Below are 16,032 nucleotides of genomic sequence, written 5' to 3'. Positions count from 1 at the left end.
AGACATGGCAATTTCAGCCCCTGCTAAAAACCATGTATTAATCAGATAATTTACAGTGGTCTTTAGTAAGTAGGAAGCTCATCTCAGTTCATGACTTTGATAAGGATACTTTTTTTAAGTAGTTCCGTAATCTTCCTGCTGCATGATATTTAGTAATATTTAGAACGGGAAAATCGATAGTATATCTATAGTTAATAATTTCAAAAATTTCTAGGTTTCAACAACTAGCTAAAAGGTTACATTTATTAAATAAATTATCTTACTTTAGATAGTTGCCTATTTGTGAGAATTTGCTAGTTTTTTCGCCTAAAACAGCAATTCATCTGCCATAATTAGAGTATAGCAACCATCAAGCTGCCAGCTTTTCAAGATGTATCGCAGTAGGCAAAATAGTTTTTTGGTGTGTTTTGCGAAATTTCAAAACAAATAAAAAATCCATTGGCTGGGAATATTAGTGCAGAAGTACTCAAAAGTACTTTGCTACCAACAAAGTGCATCCTTATGTATTTATATTTCCTATTATTTGGTGTAAGAAACTCAGTCTTCAGGAAGGGAAAGTTGCCACTAAAACAAAATCTAGAGCAATTGTGGATTGTACGTTGTGGTGCTGCTGTGTTGCTGTTTGGTCAAGTATTACTCCATTTATTCCAGGGAAAAGCTTACTATCGCAAAATTTTGGAACACATGGTGACGGCTGGGCCTGGTTCTATTTCTCCAGTTTTGCTTGTCAGTGGTTTTGCTGGCATGATTTTTACTATTCAAACAGCCAGAGAATTAGTCCAGTTTGGTGCTGTTAGTGCGGTGGGGGGAGCTTTTGCCTTAGCTTTTTGCCGAGAATTAGCTCCAATTTTGACAGCTAGTATTCTGGCTGGACAAGTTGGTTCTGCTTTTGCCGCAGAACTGGGTGCTATGCGCGTCACAGAGCAAATTGATGCACTTTACATGCTCAGAACAGATCCCATAGATTATTTAGTACTTCCTAGAGTCATCGCCTGCTGCTTAATGATGCCTTTCATGATGATTTTTGCTGTGATGATAGGCATCACTGGTGGTGTATTTGCTGCATGGCAATTTTACCAGATTGTTCCAGAAGTATTTTTAGAATCAGTCAGAACTTTTTTAGCACCCTCAGATTTAATGATTATTTTGTTAAAAGGATTCATTTTTGGAACGCTAGTTGCTGTTAATGGTTGTAGTTGGGGACTAACTACCAAAGGTGGAGCTAAAGAAGTAGGAGAATCAGCAACAACAGCAGTTGTTACGACCTGGGTATCAATTTTTATGATGGATTTTGTGCTAACTGTGCTGCTATCTGGACAGCCAAACTTTTAATAATTATGAAGAGATATGGTAAGTATTTATGCGTAAATATTTTAATAGTTTTTATACACGTTTTCAGAAGTTAAAAATTCTTGCCAAAATGCCATTTGATTCAGCAATCTCTAAATTTGGTTGTTATATTGTATTAAATAACTATGTAGCTGATGATGGGGAAAGCTGTGCGTGATGATTTACATGGTTTAGAAATTAGCCAAAAAGAATTACAACAACTGACTAATTTGCCGGTCAAATATCAACTAGTTTTAATTACTAATCCTCTAAAAGAATTTAGTAAACAGCTTATATATAAAATGAAAGGCTCAGAAGGAGCGACAGTAGTTTTTATTAGCTTTTCTATATTTGTTTTTAGTTATTTAATTTTTGATATTATTATTAAGTTATTTGCCAACTGGTTAACCCTGCCATCTTGGATACTATTATTAATAGTATGTTTTGCTGGTAGTGCTACAATACAGATAATTTTTTATTTACTATGGCGCAACATTCGGAAAATCTTAAAAGAGAATATGACTAACTCCCTAGAAATTCTCTTAGAAGATGTTGATCGATATAATGCAGTAATAAAAGCAATAGATATTAATGACCAAATAGAAGCGGCTGGTAATCCCGAAGTTAGTATTCAAAAAAGAGAAAAAGTAATTGCCGCATTACAACTAACTAGAGCAGATTTAGTCCGAGCTTTGAAGACAGAAAGAATTTTGCGAGAAAATCAGAATTTTATTATTAGCAACACTGAGTTATTTGCCAATAATTTAGCAACTTTAACCACAATGCAAGTTACAGAAAAAGCGACGGAGCATGGCAAGTTATTAAATGAAGCCTTGCAGATTGCTTTAGATGTGCAGTATGAAATGAAAAGATTACAAAGTCCAGGCTGAAATTTATAGACAAGATTGACTGATAAATCTTATCTGTTAAAACTGGGTTGAGATAAATAATTAACCGCCAATTAATCAAGGTGTAAAATAAATGTTATTGAGTCATCAATGAGGATGGCGATCGCTAAAAATTCATCATTTCAGTAACTTTCTCAGAGTTAGATTTGAGTGCTGAACAAGTTTTGGTGGGAAGGAACTGGATGAAACTGGTGTAGTAAATCTGCGATCGCATACTTTTTCTGTTTTGATTTCCCACTGTCCCAATTCCCAGTCTAATATAAAGAAGTGTAAATTAAGCGATCGCCTACAGGCATGGACTGGAAAGAAATTAGAGGTAACTGGGTACTCATTCCCAAAAATCCTATAGGTATTATCCATTTTTTGGGCGGTGCATTTGTGGCGACTGCACCCCACCTAACTTACCGTTGGTTACTCGAACAGATAGCCAGTAAAGGATATGTTGTGATTGCGACTCCCTTTGTGAATACTCTAGATCATATAGCGATCGCCCAATCTGTTTTATTAAACTTCGACCGCACTCTAGAACGCTTACATGACTCGGCTGTATTGCGGAAGCTTTATCTTCCTACTTATGGTATTGGACACAGCATGGGTTGCAAACTTCATTTGCTCATCGGTAGCTTGTACCCTGTAGAAAGAGCCGGAAATATTTTAATCTCGTTTAATAATTATGCGGCTAAGGATGCTATTCCCTTAGTTGATCAATTAAATTCTACTTTAGCAATTGAGTTTACCCCCTCGCCATTAGAAACCAATAAAATTGTCCAAGAAGGCTATAAAATCCGCCGGAATTTATTAATTAAATTCAATAATGATAACCTCGACCAATCAGCTGCTTTAACCAAAATATTACAGCAACGCTTTCCAGATATGGTAACAGCACAAACCTTACCTGGAACTCATACAACCCCGCTAGGACAAGATATCAAATGGCAAACAGGAGCTTCGTTTACTCCTTTTGACGCTTTGGGACAATGGTTTAAGCAAGAGGTATACCGCGATTTAAACCAACTCAAACGTGCTATCCTCTTGTGGATGAATCCTTTATCACCACCGTAATTTTTGATGAGATAGAATAATTATTAATGATTTCGACTTTTTATGTTCCAAATATTAGTAATTGACGATGACTCAACAATACAAATATTTCTGAAAAGACTGTTAGAAAAACAAGGTTATGAGGTAATTACCGCTAGTGATGGAGAAGAAGGAATTGCGAAGGCGATCGCCACTCATCCGGCACTCATTATTTGTGATTGGATTATGCCTGTATTAAATGGGCTAGAAGTATGTAATTACATTAAAACAGATCCTAATTTATCCACCAGTTTTTTTATTTTATTAACATCTTTAGATTCTGTCTCTGATCGTGTTAAGGGATTAGATGCGGGGGCTGATGATTTTATCACTAAACCTATTGAGCAGAATGAATTAAAAGCTAGAGTCAGAGCAGGATTACGGCTACATCAATTGAGTCGAGATTTGCAAATCCAAAAGCAGCTTTTAGAAACAGAATTGGCACAAGCTGCTGAGTATGTGCGTTCACTTTTACCTTTACCAATAACTGAACCACTACATATAAATTCTTGTTTTATTCCTTCACGTCAACTTGGTGGTGATTGTTTTGATTATTATTGGTTAGATGATGATTATTTGGCAGTTTATTTATTAGATACAGCCGGACATGGACTCAAAGCGACTCTCCCATCAATTTCTGTATTAAATTTATTGCGATCGCGGGCGCTGAAAAGTTTAAATTACTATCAACCAAGTGATGTACTGCGGGGATTAAATGAAACTTTTCAGATGAATTATCAAAATGATAAATACTTTACTATTTGGTATGGAGTTTATCATCGAATTACCCAGCAGTTAGTTTATGCTAGTGCTGGTCATCCACCAGCCGTATTAGTATCTGGTAAATCTCCTAAAAACACAGAAGTTCAGCTATTGAGAACTCCTGGGATGCCAGTTGGGATGTTTCCTGAAGCCAAATATGTTGATGCTTGTTGCCAAATTGAAAAATTTAGTAATCTCTATATTTTTAGTGATGGGGCTTACGAAATTACAAAAGCAGATGGAACTCTTTGGAGTTTAGATGGTTTAATTCAGATATTAGTCAGCTTACAAAATACGCTTGATTGCCCATTAGAACAAGTATTGAATTACCTTATCGCTTTAAACTCCAAAGAGACTTTTGATGATGACTTATCAATCTTACAAATTCAATTTGATTAATTAATTTTTGGAAAGCACAACTTGATGAAATTCATCTTGGCTAGGAAAAATTTCAAAAACTTTGTCCATACCAGTCAATTCAAATAAAATTCTCACTTGTTCATTAATAGAACAAAGAACTAGTTTGGTACCTGTTGCTCTTAATGCTTTGAAGGCTAATACTAAGGCACCTAACGCTGAACTATCCATAAATGTGACATCTTGACAATCGACTAGCACAATTTTTGCGCCACTTTCTTGAAGTTCAGTAATATTATCTCTAAGATTTTGTGAATTGTTTGTGTTGATAATGCCGTTGAGTTTAACAATTTGTACTTGGTTATCCATACTATTTTCTCCCATTGTTATATGAAAAAATCCAGATTTTGTTAGTATTATATACTAATAGCTATTTTGAGCAAAAAAATAGCAAAATAAAAGTCATTAATTACTAGAAATCGCTAGATTTATGGCAATCTTTTCAAGATGTGATTGTAGATAATACCTTTTCAAGCCTAATTAAGAAGTATCCATAATTTCATTTGCCAGATTTATCAATACGCAAATTTTTTTTTATTCATCTTGCCGTAACGTAAATTACAAAATTAAATTTTGGCAACGAATTTTTTCAAAATTTTGGTACAAGCGGTAGATATATGAACATAACTGAGAACCAAAAGTAATTTTTGTATCAATCACACCAGAATCTAGTTAGCATTATGGTGATTCCTTGAATAAATTTATTCAGGTTTTCAGAGGCGATCTCCTCGACCATATTATTATTCCCAATATCTATAATTCTTTTCACACAAATTAGTCCAGCAAAAAATTAGAAATTTAAATACAGTCTCGTCAAACTGGCTCAATTAAACTCACTTTAGCTCTATAAACCAGTTTCTCGCCTTGCAAGTAGCCACTGTAGCGGACTTTGACTAATTCTCCTGGCTGTACTGTTCCTGTCATTAATTGATGGATTTGGGGATCGTAGGGTATTTCTGCACCTATTGGTGCGATCGCTTCTATCCCCCAAGCCTGTAACAGTTTTTTCAGGGGGTTCTCCACTAATGGAAGTATCTTCACCGCCTCAAACTGCGGATTTTCCCGCGCTTTCTGGGCGGCGGCGGGAAATTGCAATAATAAAGATTCCAGCAGTTGTAAACTCGACTGCTGGAATTCTTGGAGTAATAACTCTCTCTGTTGTGCTATTTGTAATTGCGATCGCTGGTATTCTTTTTTTAAATCTGCAATCTCCTGTAACATCTGTTGAGTCGATACTTCATTACCTTTACTCAACTCTAGTAATGAAAAAGTTGTGACTAATTCGTTCAACGACATTTGGAGAACGGAAGACAACTTTAACAGTACATCCACTCGCATCTGCTCTACCTCTCCCCGCCGCAACCGCAATATTTGTCTCTCTGAGACACCAGCGGCTTTACTCAAAGCTTTAAAACTTGTAATTCCCACTTTTTGGGCTAAATCTTGCAGCTTTTGGGTGAAATCAGGATTTGGCATTGGCTACTCAAGATGAAGAATTCAGGTTGAAGGATGAAATTGATAATTTAGACTTCACACTTCATCCTTCATATTCCTTATTCTTCCAGCAAACTTCTCAACATCCAAGCTGTCTTTTCATGGACTTGCATCCGCTGAGTTAATAAATCGGCGGTGGGTTCGTCGTTAACTTCATCTACCACAGGAAAAATCGACCGAGCAGTTCGCACTACAGCTTCTTGTCCCTCAACAAGTAACTGAATCATCTCCTTGGCTTTGGGAACTCCGGGAGTTTCGGGAATCGAACTGAGTTTGGCATATTCGCTATAAGTTCCAGGTGCGGGATAACCCAAGGCTCTAATTCGTTCAGCAATTAAATCTACAGCTAAAGCTAGTTCTGTATACTGGGTCTCAAACATCAGGTGTAATGTTTGGAACATTGGCCCCGTAACATTCCAGTGGAAGTTATGGGTTTTTAGATACAGTGTATAAGTGTCAGCCAATAGGCGAGACAATCCTTCGGCAATTTTTGTTCTATTTTCTTCGTCGATGCCAATATTTACATTTTTTACTGTTGCTTGGGATGACATAATTTTCTCCTAAACTTATTATTTGAGGATTAGGGACTAAGAATGATGAAGTTAAAAGCTGAATTATGAAATTTCATACTTCAAACTTCACACTTCATACTTTTTATGCTAAGTGCATCTTGAGAACGCTGCGAGGAGCTTTACGGACTCTGGCTAATATGGTTTCTTGGCCTAAACGCTGGCAAGCTTCATAACGATGGCAGCCAGAAAAGCCATAATACTGTCCGTCTACTTCTAGAATATCGATGGGTTCTTGCTGCCCAATTTCCGCAATAGATTCCATTAAGGCTCTTACCTTCTGTGGATCGTTGATACGGGGCAAGGGACGTTTAATTTGATTTAATGGAATTTCTTGGACTTTGGCCATAAGGAGTTGATCCAACTAATTCTGTTTTGTGCCTATAGGTAAATCATAGTCGTTATGACTTTGATTTGCAAGTGATTTAGGTAGCTAAATTGGGAATGGTACTATTGGAGCGTTCATGCGACAAAACCACTACGCTACAAAGCAAATGGTAACTCTGCCCCAGCGCAATACGAAAAGGCAGAATCAAGTCACGATTGAATTTTCGTTTTGGCGTTTGTCTTACACAGTAGTAACGACATTTTGCTTATTGGGGCTGACAGCCGCATCAGGGCCTGGGAGCAACAGCACAGACGTAGAATTGAGAGTAGGAATTGTACAGAGATTTGGCGAAAAATCCACGGCCAAGCTGCAACTAGAACCGACAAAAGGCGATCGCTTGCGGTTAAGATTTCCAGTAGGCAACAAGCAACAAACCATCGTCACCGACAAGCCTGTCAAACTCGAAACAGTCATGCAAGCTTTGGCAAAACCTGTCGTTGAGGAAGTGGTGGTTTTAGGGACATATCGTACCTTTGAAACAGCAGAAGATAGTGCTAATAAATGGCGTTCTCAAGGGATAGAAGTTGAAATTTCCCAGCCAGAACGCTGGCAAGTGTGGGCCAAGCGAGATGTTTACAGTACACCTTTATTACGTCGATTGCTATTCCAGAACTTGCAAGAATCTGGTGCAAAAATGGCATCCATCGATACCAAGATTCAGAAAGAAGTACCAAAAGTTAGTTGGGTAGTCAATGGTAAACGTTACAGTCCCACAAATTTAGCCATCAGTGCCGATAAAAACTTAATTCGCCTCAACAAAGGTGAAAAACCTGGAACTGGTCGTTTATATGCTGGGCGAATGGTATTGCAGCCCAATGCTTACGGTACATATACATTAGTCAATGAAGTATCGTTAGAAACTTATTTACGTGGTGTTGTCCCCAACGAAATTGGCTCAAATGCGCCCAAAGCCGCCTTAGAAGCCCAAGCAATTTTAGCCCGGACTTATGCTTTAAGAAATTTGCGGAGATTCGCTGTTGATAACTACCAATTATGTGCTGATACCCATTGCCAAGTTTATTATGGGCTGAGTGGCGCAACCAGTAAAACAGATCAAGCGATCGCTGCTACTAGAGGTATGGTAGTAACTTATAACAACCAGCTAATTGATGCTTTGTACTCTTCTACAACTGGTGGTGTCACCGCCTTCTTTAGCGATGTCTGGAATGGCGAAGATCGTCCTTATTTGCAGCCAGTGGTAGATGCGCCGATTAATTTTTGGAACTTATCACAACAGAGTTTGGCAGATGAAGATAACTTCCGCAAATTTATCAACATGAAGCAAGGTTTCAACGAAAGTGAATGGGATGTATTTCGCTGGAACAAAGAAACTTCTCTCGAAGATATTGCCAAAGATTTACAAAAATTCTTGCGCGTCAAAAATAGCCCATACTCCAAATTTAAAACAATTGAAGCGATCGCTGTTACCAAGCGTAGTCATAGTGGGCGTATTCTTGACTTAGCCATCAAAACTGATATTGGCGTATTTACCCTACATAAAGATGAAGTACGTAGTGCCTTTGCTGCGCCTGTAAGTACATTATTTTACTTACAACCTTTAAACAAAGGTACAGCCGAATTGTGGGGGTATGCCTTTATCGGTGGTGGACTGGGACATGGTGTTGGTTTGAGTCAGACTGGCGCACAAAATTTAGCCAAGTTGGGCTGGGAAACACCCAAAATTCTCCAATTTTACTATCCTGGTACAAAAATTCAAATCTTTAATGACAAAATCAAACGCTAGATAGTGCTGAAGCCCAATAATGAAGCAGGAACACAGATAATTGTTGTGTTCCTGCTTAGGGTGACAATACTCAATTAAATTTTTTGTCAACTCAAGTTGAAAAAGCACATTGAAGAAGGAAAAAACTTTTCCTCGATGTGCTGCTTTAACTTTTTCAACTTTAATCACTCTTGCAAGAGATTTTTGATTAAGACACCTAAGCCTTAGTAGAGTTCTTCTTCTTTGTGAGTTTCGATTGTGCAGTCAGAGCTTGGATAAGCAACACAAGTTAGTACATATCCAGCTTCGATTTGATCATCATCTAAGAAAGACTGATCAGATTGATCAACGGTACCAGACTTGATTTTGCCAGCACAGGTGGAGCAAGCACCAGCACGGCAGGAGTAAGGCAGATCAAGACCAGCTTCTTCAGCCGCGTCTAAAATATATACATCATCATCAACTTCAAGGGTTTGGTTCAAACCTTCAGCTTCGTTGATCAGTGTAACTTTGTAAGTCGCCATGTCAGTATTCCTCTCTTTTGTAAACGGCAGTATAAGTTATGCTAAAGCAATACTTACGGCTTAACTTATAGGATTAGCCGCGCATGAAAATTTACTTCAATTCTGATACTACGGGAAAAACTAAATCATGTAACTTGAAATTGACCGCGATTAGTAATGAAATTTAGTTACATGGAAATAATAAGTTTAAATTATACTTCGAGGTGAGAAAATCGGATGTTGGGGGGAGAATAAATCATGACCAATGACCATTGACGATCATGTATAATTCAGAGGCAGTTTTAGGACAAGCATAAGTGCGCGTCGGCTTGGTAGGTACTGGGTATGCAGCAAAACTCAGAGCAGCAGCACTGTTGCAAGATGAGCGAACGCATCTCGCCGCAGTTGTTGGACATACCCCAGAAACAACAGAAATTTTCGCCAAAGAATACCAAACCTCATCTGTAAATTCTTGGCAAGAGTTAGTAGAACGGGAAGATGTGGATCTGGTAGTGATTTCCACAGTGAATCGAGATCATGGAGAGATCGCCCGTGCTGCCCTTACCCACGGCAAACATGTAGTTGTAGAATATCCCTTGTCTGTGGATGTCACAGAAGCAGAAGAACTGATTGCTTTAGCCAAAGCCCAAAATAAATTGCTGCATGTCGAACATATAGAACTTCTGGGTGGCTTACACCAAGCTTTAAAACAAAACTTAGACAAAATTGGGGATGTGTTTTATGTCCGTTACAGCACCATCAACCCCCAAAATCCCGCACCACGCAAATGGACTTATAATCATGAATTATTTGGCTTTCCTTTGATTGGGGCAATTTCTCGATTACATCGTCTGGTTGATTTGTTCGGTAAAGTCTTTACAGTTAACTGCCATCAGCGATATTGGGCATTAGAATCGGAATACTACCAAACCTGTTTGTGTACAAGTCAGCTATGCTTTAGCAGTGGGCTGTTAGCCCAAGTAATTTACGGCAAAGGTGAGACACTTTGGCAGCCAGAGCGAAAATTTGAAGTTCATGGCGAAAAAGGCGCTTTAATTTTTGATGGTAATACTGGATACTTGATCCAATCAGGGGAAACTACACCAATAGATGTGGGAACGCGTCGGGGTTTGTTTGCCAAAGACACAACTATGGTGTTAGACCGTTTGTTTGATGGAACGCCCTTATATGTCACCCCAGAAGCAAGTTTATACACCCTCAAGGTGGCTGATGCTGCCCAAAGAGCAGCAAAAACAGGGTTAACTATGTTTTTGAATGATGCTGTAGATTAACATCAATGAAAACCGAACTAATCGTTATTTTATCCACAAGAGAAATCGACAAAATGCGTCGGGCAGGACGCTTGGCGGCTAAACTACTAGAGCATCTTGAGCCACTAGTGAAACCTGGCGTGACTACACAGGAACTCAATGATGAAGCTGAACGTTGGACACAGGCGCACGGTGCAAAAAGCGCCCCCCTTGGTTATAAAGGTTTCCCCAAGTCAATCTGCACCAGCGTGAATGAGGTAATCTGTCATGGCATCCCCAATGCTAAACAAATCCTCAAAGAAGGTGACATTATTAATATCGATGTTACGCCGATTGTGGATGGCTACCACGGTGATACATCAAAAACTTTTATTGTGGGTGAGCCTTCAGAGAAGGCAAAAAAATTGGTAGAAGTAACTCAAGAGTGTCTTTATCGGGGTATTGCTGAGGTGAAACCAGGAGCGAAGATCGGGGATATTGGGGCAGCAATTCAAGAGTATGCTGAGTCTGAAGGTTTTTCTGTGGTACGAGATTTTGTCGGACACGGTATCAGTAATATTTTCCATACTGCCCCAGATGTGCCGCACTATGGTACTCGTGGTAAAGGTAAGCGCCTGAGACCGGGAATGGTATTTACCATTGAGCCGATGATTAATGAAGGCACTTGGGAAGTAGAAATGTTAAATGATGGTTGGACAGCTGTGACGCGCGATCGCAAGTTGTCGGCGCAATTTGAACATACAATTGCTGTAACAGAAGATGGCGTAGAAATTTTAACTTCACCAGAATTTGGGGAAACTGTTCAAATTTAATGGGAAATTATGAATAATAGATGAAGACGGGCAAATCTATTGAAAATTTAGGTAACTCATGGTATATCATCCGTTGCATATCAAGTTGATACACTGATTAAACCAAGATTTTACCTAATTTATTTTTCCCTAGGCTCTTATGAAGAGTTTCGTAAAAACTGTTTCCAATACCGTTCTGCCCTATACCTTCTCGTATCGTCTGCGCCAATTGTATCGTCAGCAGTTTGGTAGATTAAAGCACGATCCGTCTGAGCAAGATATTGTCATCTATGAAATTCAACCCAAAGTGCTAATCAAGGTTTATTGGAAAATTCTGCCAATTGGCAAGGGGCCTGCTTTAGAACTGATTGTTTCAGGTGATCACATCTTGCGTTTTGATTGCTTTGGTGAAAATGACGGACATTATCATATTTTCTCTGGTTATGAATATCCAGACAGGGATAGAATTTATTTACCAGAAAAAACCGTAACAGAGCAAATAAATCGGACAATCTTTGAGTTGAACCACAATTTAGGCTGCTTCTTACAACTGCATCGTAGTCGTGATATTCGGAATCTGAAGATTGATGCCGTTGCACTTAAACGTATTTGTGAGCAAGCACGTCAGCAGATGCTCTATTATCTTTTGACAGTTCCGCAATTTGATGATTTGCGTATACCAAACTCTCAGAATAGCGAACCGCTGCAAATGAAAACAGCATAAGTATGAAAATTTATTTCAGCGATCGCTTCGTCTTTTTCTGTTAACTTTACAGCTTTATCTACCAATTTCAATGAGAATAATTCTGGTTAAGATAAGCTTTTAATCACTGATTCAGTCACCAAAATTCAGCAGCTATATTGCTTTGTCAGCCCTTCAATGCGAAAGGCGGTATTTACTGCATCACAAATGACTGGAGAATCAATGCAGCAAGGTAGCTAATTAGGTGATAAATATCACCTAATTAGCTACCACAAACTGTTGCAATAGTGCTGACACAGGCACACCATGAAAATCAAAAATCTCGTTAGAATGCAAGATATCCAGAGGATCAGTTGTTCTTACACGATTGGTTGCTAAAGCCTGTAACTTTTGCCAATTTAACTTGAGAGATTTGCTAATTTCTGTTTCACCTTGAATAACCAAATTCCACTGACTTTGCTGTGCTTTTTTGGCGTTATCTGCCACAATTTTCGCATTGCGAGCGTAGACGCGTTCGCAATGCGTCTCCGATAGGAGAAGCGACTTGTCCTTGGACATCGCTTCCTTGCTCCATACTTCCAGTGGTTCATCTGTTGGCTGGTTTGTGCAACCTCTCAACCAGATGATTGCAATGGTTAAAGGTGTTAAGGCTGAATTTTTCCAAATTGTTTAGTGCTGAGTAACTTACCCCTAGGGATTTCCAGTCGCCCAGTGCAATATACAAATGTTTTACACTGTGTGCCAAAATGTCCTAAAAAAACTTAACTATTCTAACTTTCTATAGCTTTAGCCCAACTCAGCACGGTCTGAACGCCCCGCGATCGCTAACAGCACTTTGCTACAAGCAAAATCTAAAAGCCACAATAGAAGACGCAGACTGTAAACAACCAGTTATGCACTAAATTAAGGAGATTATATCTGTGGTGTTACAAGTACAAACAAGCATCTACGAACCTAAAACCCAGGAAATTGCTAAACAACTCTTAACCGCTAGCCAAGAAAATCGCTCGTTTTTAGCTTCCTTGCGCGACCAAATGCGCTGGGATGATAAATTACTGGCTTGGGCGATGAGTAATCCTGGTTTGCGGGTGCAACTTTTTCGCTTTATTGATACTTTGCCAGCGTTACGCAGTAAGCCAGAAATTGCTGCCCATTTACAAGAATATTTAGGCGATGAAACGGTAGAATTACCAGCCGCCCTCAAGGGTATGCTCAATTTTGCTAATCCTGATTCTATGCCAGGACAAGTGGCTGCAACAACTGTCTCGACGGCGGTGGAAACCTTAGCCCATAAATATATTTCTGGGGAAAATATTAAACAAGTCATCAAAACAGTTGAACGCCTGCGGAAAGAAAAAATGGCGTTCACAATTGATTTACTTGGTGAAGCTGTAATTACAGAAGTAGAAGCGCAGTCTTATCTAGAACGCTATCAAGAATTAATTGCCCAATTAGTAGAAGCATCGAAAAATTGGACGCATATTCCGGCAATTGATGAAGCTGATGGTGAAAGACTACCAAAAGTCCAAGTTTCTGTTAAATTAACGGCGTTTTATTCGCAATTTGACCCATTAGATGCTAAGGGTAGTGAAGAAAGAGTGAGCGATCGCATTCGTAATTTATTACGTTATGCCAAAGAGTTAGGCGCAGCTATCCATTTTGATATGGAACAGTATGCGTATAAGGACTTGACTCTGAATATTTTGCAAAAGTTATTGTTAGAAGATGAGTTTCGCCAACGTACAGATATAGGGATCACAATCCAAGCATACTTGCGTGATAGTGAACAAGATGCCAGAAATGTGATTGCTTGGTTGAAGCAGCGCGGATATCCGCTAACTATTCGGTTGGTTAAAGGTGCTTATTGGGATCAAGAAACTATCAAAGCTGCTCAGAAGCATTGGCCGCAACCTGTTTACAATGACAAAGTGGCGACAGATGCGAATTTTGAAGCGATAACCCAGTTGTTGCTGGAAAATCATCAATATGTATATGCTGCTATTGGTAGTCATAATGTGCGATCTCAAGCACGGGCAATTGCGATCGCAGAAAGTTTGCAGGTTCCCCGCCGTTGTTTTGAAATGCAAGTGCTGTACGGGATGGGGGATAAGTTAGCTAAGGCTTTGGTTGATAAGGGTTATCGAGTTAGGGTTTATTGTCCTTACGGTGAATTGTTGCCGGGGATGGCGTATTTAATTCGGCGGTTGTTGGAGAATACGGCTAATAGTTCGTTCTTGCGGCAGAATTTGGAGAATCGGCCGATAGATGAATTACTAGCACCTCCGGATATATCTCACGCAGAGGCGCGGAGACGCGGAGAGGAAGAGGGGAGATTTGAGGGTGCGGCGGATACGGATTTTGCGGAGGAGGAGAGAAGGAAAAAGGCGGCGCAGGCTTTTGAGGGTGTGCGTCGGGAGTTTGGGAAGACTTATTTACCTTTGATTAATGGGGAGTATGTTAATACTCAAGAGGTGATTGATTCTGTTAATCCTTCTAATTACAGTCAGGTGATTGGCAAGGTTGGATTGATTAGTGTGGAACAGGCAGAACAGGCGATGCAAGCGGCGAAGGCGGCGTTTCCTGGGTGGAGGAAAACGCCTGTGAAGCAACGGGCTGATATTTTACGCAAGGCGGCGGATTTGTTGGAACAACGTCGTGCAGAAATGGCGGCTTGGATAGTTTTGGAGGTGGGTAAGCCTGTTAAGGAAGCTGACGCAGAGGTTTCGGAGGCGATAGATTTTTGTCGCTACTATGCCGATGAGATGGAACGGTTATATCAAGGTATTAATTATGACGTACCTGGAGAAACAAACCATTATATCTACCGAGCCAAAGGAGTTGCGGTGGTGATTTCGCCGTGGAATTTCCCGTTGGCGATCGCCTGCGGAATGACTGTGGCTGCTTTGGTTACGGGTAATTGTACGCTGCTCAAACCTGCGGAAACATCTTCGATTATTACTGCCAAACTCACAGAAATTTTGGTTGAGGCGGGGATTCCCAAGGGTGTTTTTCAATACGTGCCAGGTAAGGGTTCGCAAGTTGGGGCTTATTTGGTGAGTCATCCTGATACTCATGTAATTGCTTTTACTGGTTCTCAAGAGGTGGGCTGTCGCATCTACTCAGAGGCGGCAACTCTCAAGCCTATGCAAAGACACATGAAGCGAGTTATTGCAGAGATGGGTGGTAAGAATGCCATTATTGTGGATGAAAGTGCTGATTTAGACCAAGCTGTTGTGGGCGTTGTGCAGTCAGCCTTTGGTTACAGTGGGCAAAAATGCTCGGCTTGTTCGCGGGTGGTGGTTGTGGAATCAATCTATGAAACTTTTGTGGCGAGGTTGGTTGAGGCGACAAAATCCTTGAATATTGGCGAGGCTGAGTTACCTAGTACTCAAGTAGGGCCTGTGATTGATGCTAACGCCCGCGATCGCATCCGCGAGTATATTGAAAAAGGTAAGGCTGAAGCAAAGTTAGCCCTAGAGTTACCATCGCCAGCACAAGGATATTTTATCGGCCCAGTTATCTTTAGTGAAGTCCCACCAGATGGGATTATTGCCCAACAAGAAATATTCGGCCCTGTGTTAGCTGTAATTAAGGTGAAGGATTTTGCTGAAGCCTTACAAGTTGCCAACGGTACAGATTATGCCTTAACTGGTGGTTTGTATTCCCGCACACCTTCCCATATTCAGCAAGCGCAGGAAGAATTTGAAGTCGGCAACTTGTACATTAATAGGAATATTACGGGAGCGATCGTAGCTCGGCAACCATTTGGCGGCTTCAAACTTTCTGGCGTTGGTTCTAAAGCAGGCGGACCTGACTACTTGCTACAGTTCCTCGAACCGCGCACAATCACAGAAAATATCCAACGCCAAGGTTTTGCACCCATCGAAGGCGCAGATTAATCTCATAAAAGCTCTCCGCGCGGCAGTTGCGTCTCCGATTAGGAGACGCTGCACGTAGCTTGCTTCCCCATAGGAATACAAGTCGGCAGAGCCGCCCAATGCCTTGCCTTTGCGCCTCCGCGTGAATTTTAAAGCATAAAAATCAGGTGACGATTACACACCTGATTTTTTATTTAAATAGACAAAAATATCGGG

General features: G+C 40.1%; 15 protein-coding genes. 9 read left to right on the top strand and 6 right to left on the bottom strand.

Annotated elements, in window-relative coordinates:
- Positions 1-558 precede the first annotated feature (558 nt).
- The 4 genes from AC504W_RS02160 (at position 559) to AC504W_RS02145 (ending at position 4,478) form a co-directional block, all read left to right on the top strand.
- Entirely contained in the window at positions 559-1,332 is a 774-nt protein-coding gene (locus AC504W_RS02160; RefSeq protein WP_494875999.1) for an MlaE family ABC transporter permease, read from the top strand.
- Positions 1,333-1,487: 155 nt separating this feature from the next.
- Positions 1,488-2,219 carry a hypothetical protein gene (locus AC504W_RS02155; RefSeq protein WP_494878533.1) on the top strand — a complete coding sequence of 244 codons (732 nt, stop codon included), beginning with the start codon at positions 1,488-1,490 and terminating at the stop codon, positions 2,217-2,219.
- Between the two features lie 312 nt (positions 2,220-2,531).
- Positions 2,532-3,299 carry a DUF1350 family protein gene (locus AC504W_RS02150; protein WP_494875998.1) on the top strand — a complete coding sequence of 256 codons (768 nt, stop codon included), beginning with the start codon at positions 2,532-2,534 and terminating at the stop codon, positions 3,297-3,299.
- Positions 3,300-3,341: 42 nt separating this feature from the next.
- Entirely contained in the window at positions 3,342-4,478 is a 1,137-nt protein-coding gene (locus AC504W_RS02145; RefSeq protein WP_103125835.1) for a PP2C family protein-serine/threonine phosphatase, read from the top strand.
- Here AC504W_RS02145 and AC504W_RS02140 read toward each other — a convergent pair whose 3' ends face one another.
- From AC504W_RS02140 to AC504W_RS02125, 4 genes are all read right to left on the bottom strand, one after another.
- Positions 4,479-4,805 carry an STAS domain-containing protein gene (locus AC504W_RS02140; RefSeq protein ID WP_096585757.1) on the bottom strand — a complete coding sequence of 109 codons (327 nt, stop codon included), beginning with the start codon at positions 4,803-4,805 and terminating at the stop codon, positions 4,479-4,481.
- A 504-nt stretch (positions 4,806-5,309) separates the two neighbouring features.
- Entirely contained in the window at positions 5,310-5,972 is a 663-nt protein-coding gene (gene grpE / locus AC504W_RS02135) for a nucleotide exchange factor GrpE (protein WP_494875997.1), read from the bottom strand.
- 77 nt (positions 5,973-6,049) lie between these two features.
- Complete coding sequence (locus AC504W_RS02130; RefSeq protein WP_494875996.1) at positions 6,050-6,541, bottom strand: Dps family protein; 492 nt, start codon at positions 6,539-6,541, stop codon at positions 6,050-6,052.
- A 103-nt stretch (positions 6,542-6,644) separates the two neighbouring features.
- Positions 6,645-6,908: a ParB N-terminal domain-containing protein gene (locus AC504W_RS02125; protein WP_015113358.1), complete on the bottom strand. Its 264-nt coding sequence runs from the start codon at positions 6,906-6,908 to the stop codon at positions 6,645-6,647.
- A gap of 115 nt (positions 6,909-7,023) precedes the next feature.
- Here AC504W_RS02125 and AC504W_RS02120 point away from each other — a divergent pair, with 115 nt between their 5' ends.
- Complete coding sequence (locus tag AC504W_RS02120) at positions 7,024-8,691, top strand: SpoIID/LytB domain-containing protein (RefSeq protein ID WP_494875995.1); 1,668 nt, start codon at positions 7,024-7,026, stop codon at positions 8,689-8,691.
- A gap of 203 nt (positions 8,692-8,894) precedes the next feature.
- Here AC504W_RS02120 and AC504W_RS02115 read toward each other — a convergent pair whose 3' ends face one another.
- Positions 8,895-9,194, bottom strand: coding sequence for a ferredoxin (locus AC504W_RS02115; protein ID WP_494875993.1), 300 nt, complete (start codon positions 9,192-9,194; stop codon positions 8,895-8,897).
- A gap of 296 nt (positions 9,195-9,490) precedes the next feature.
- Between AC504W_RS02115 and AC504W_RS02110 the strand changes: the two genes are divergently transcribed.
- From AC504W_RS02110 to AC504W_RS02100, 3 genes are all read left to right on the top strand, one after another.
- Positions 9,491-10,465: a Gfo/Idh/MocA family protein gene (locus tag AC504W_RS02110; RefSeq protein WP_494875992.1), complete on the top strand. Its 975-nt coding sequence runs from the start codon at positions 9,491-9,493 to the stop codon at positions 10,463-10,465.
- Between the two features lie 5 nt (positions 10,466-10,470).
- Positions 10,471-11,256, top strand: coding sequence for a type I methionyl aminopeptidase (gene map / locus AC504W_RS02105; protein WP_494875991.1), 786 nt, complete (start codon positions 10,471-10,473; stop codon positions 11,254-11,256).
- 139 nt (positions 11,257-11,395) lie between these two features.
- Entirely contained in the window at positions 11,396-11,959 is a 564-nt protein-coding gene (locus tag AC504W_RS02100) for a hypothetical protein (protein ID WP_494875990.1), read from the top strand.
- Between the two features lie 237 nt (positions 11,960-12,196).
- Here the strand turns inward: AC504W_RS02100 and AC504W_RS02095 are convergent, their stop codons facing one another.
- Positions 12,197-12,496 carry a hypothetical protein gene (locus tag AC504W_RS02095; RefSeq protein ID WP_494875989.1) on the bottom strand — a complete coding sequence of 100 codons (300 nt, stop codon included), beginning with the start codon at positions 12,494-12,496 and terminating at the stop codon, positions 12,197-12,199.
- 362 nt (positions 12,497-12,858) lie between these two features.
- Between AC504W_RS02095 and pruA the strand changes: the two genes are divergently transcribed.
- On the top strand, positions 12,859-15,837 hold the full coding sequence (gene pruA, locus AC504W_RS02090) for an L-glutamate gamma-semialdehyde dehydrogenase (protein ID WP_494875988.1): 2,979 nt from the start codon (positions 12,859-12,861) through the stop codon (positions 15,835-15,837).
- Positions 15,838-16,032 lie beyond the last annotated feature (195 nt).

The sequence above is a fragment of the Nostoc sp. C96 genome (genome assembly GCF_059384975.1).
This window is presented reverse-complemented; position numbering and strand designations above follow the sequence as displayed.

Coding starts and splice junctions, on each gene's coding strand:
- AC504W_RS02155 (WP_494878533.1), top strand. CDS start 1,488: ATGGGGAAAGCTGTGCGTGATGATTTACATGGTTTAGAAATTAGCCAA.
- AC504W_RS02150 (WP_494875998.1), top strand. CDS start 2,532: ATGGACTGGAAAGAAATTAGAGGTAACTGGGTACTCATTCCCAAAAAT.
- AC504W_RS02145 (WP_103125835.1), top strand. CDS start 3,342: ATGTTCCAAATATTAGTAATTGACGATGACTCAACAATACAAATATTT.
- AC504W_RS02140 (WP_096585757.1), bottom strand. CDS start 4,805: ATGGATAACCAAGTACAAATTGTTAAACTCAACGGCATTATCAACACA.
- grpE (WP_494875997.1), bottom strand. CDS start 5,972: ATGCCAAATCCTGATTTCACCCAAAAGCTGCAAGATTTAGCCCAAAAA.
- AC504W_RS02130 (WP_494875996.1), bottom strand. CDS start 6,541: ATGTCATCCCAAGCAACAGTAAAAAATGTAAATATTGGCATCGACGAA.
- AC504W_RS02125 (WP_015113358.1), bottom strand. CDS start 6,908: ATGGCCAAAGTCCAAGAAATTCCATTAAATCAAATTAAACGTCCCTTG.
- AC504W_RS02120 (WP_494875995.1), top strand. CDS start 7,024: ATGCGACAAAACCACTACGCTACAAAGCAAATGGTAACTCTGCCCCAG.
- AC504W_RS02115 (WP_494875993.1), bottom strand. CDS start 9,194: ATGGCGACTTACAAAGTTACACTGATCAACGAAGCTGAAGGTTTGAAC.
- map (WP_494875991.1), top strand. CDS start 10,471: ATGAAAACCGAACTAATCGTTATTTTATCCACAAGAGAAATCGACAAA.
- AC504W_RS02100 (WP_494875990.1), top strand. CDS start 11,396: ATGAAGAGTTTCGTAAAAACTGTTTCCAATACCGTTCTGCCCTATACC.
- AC504W_RS02095 (WP_494875989.1), bottom strand. CDS start 12,496: ATGTCCAAGGACAAGTCGCTTCTCCTATCGGAGACGCATTGCGAACGC.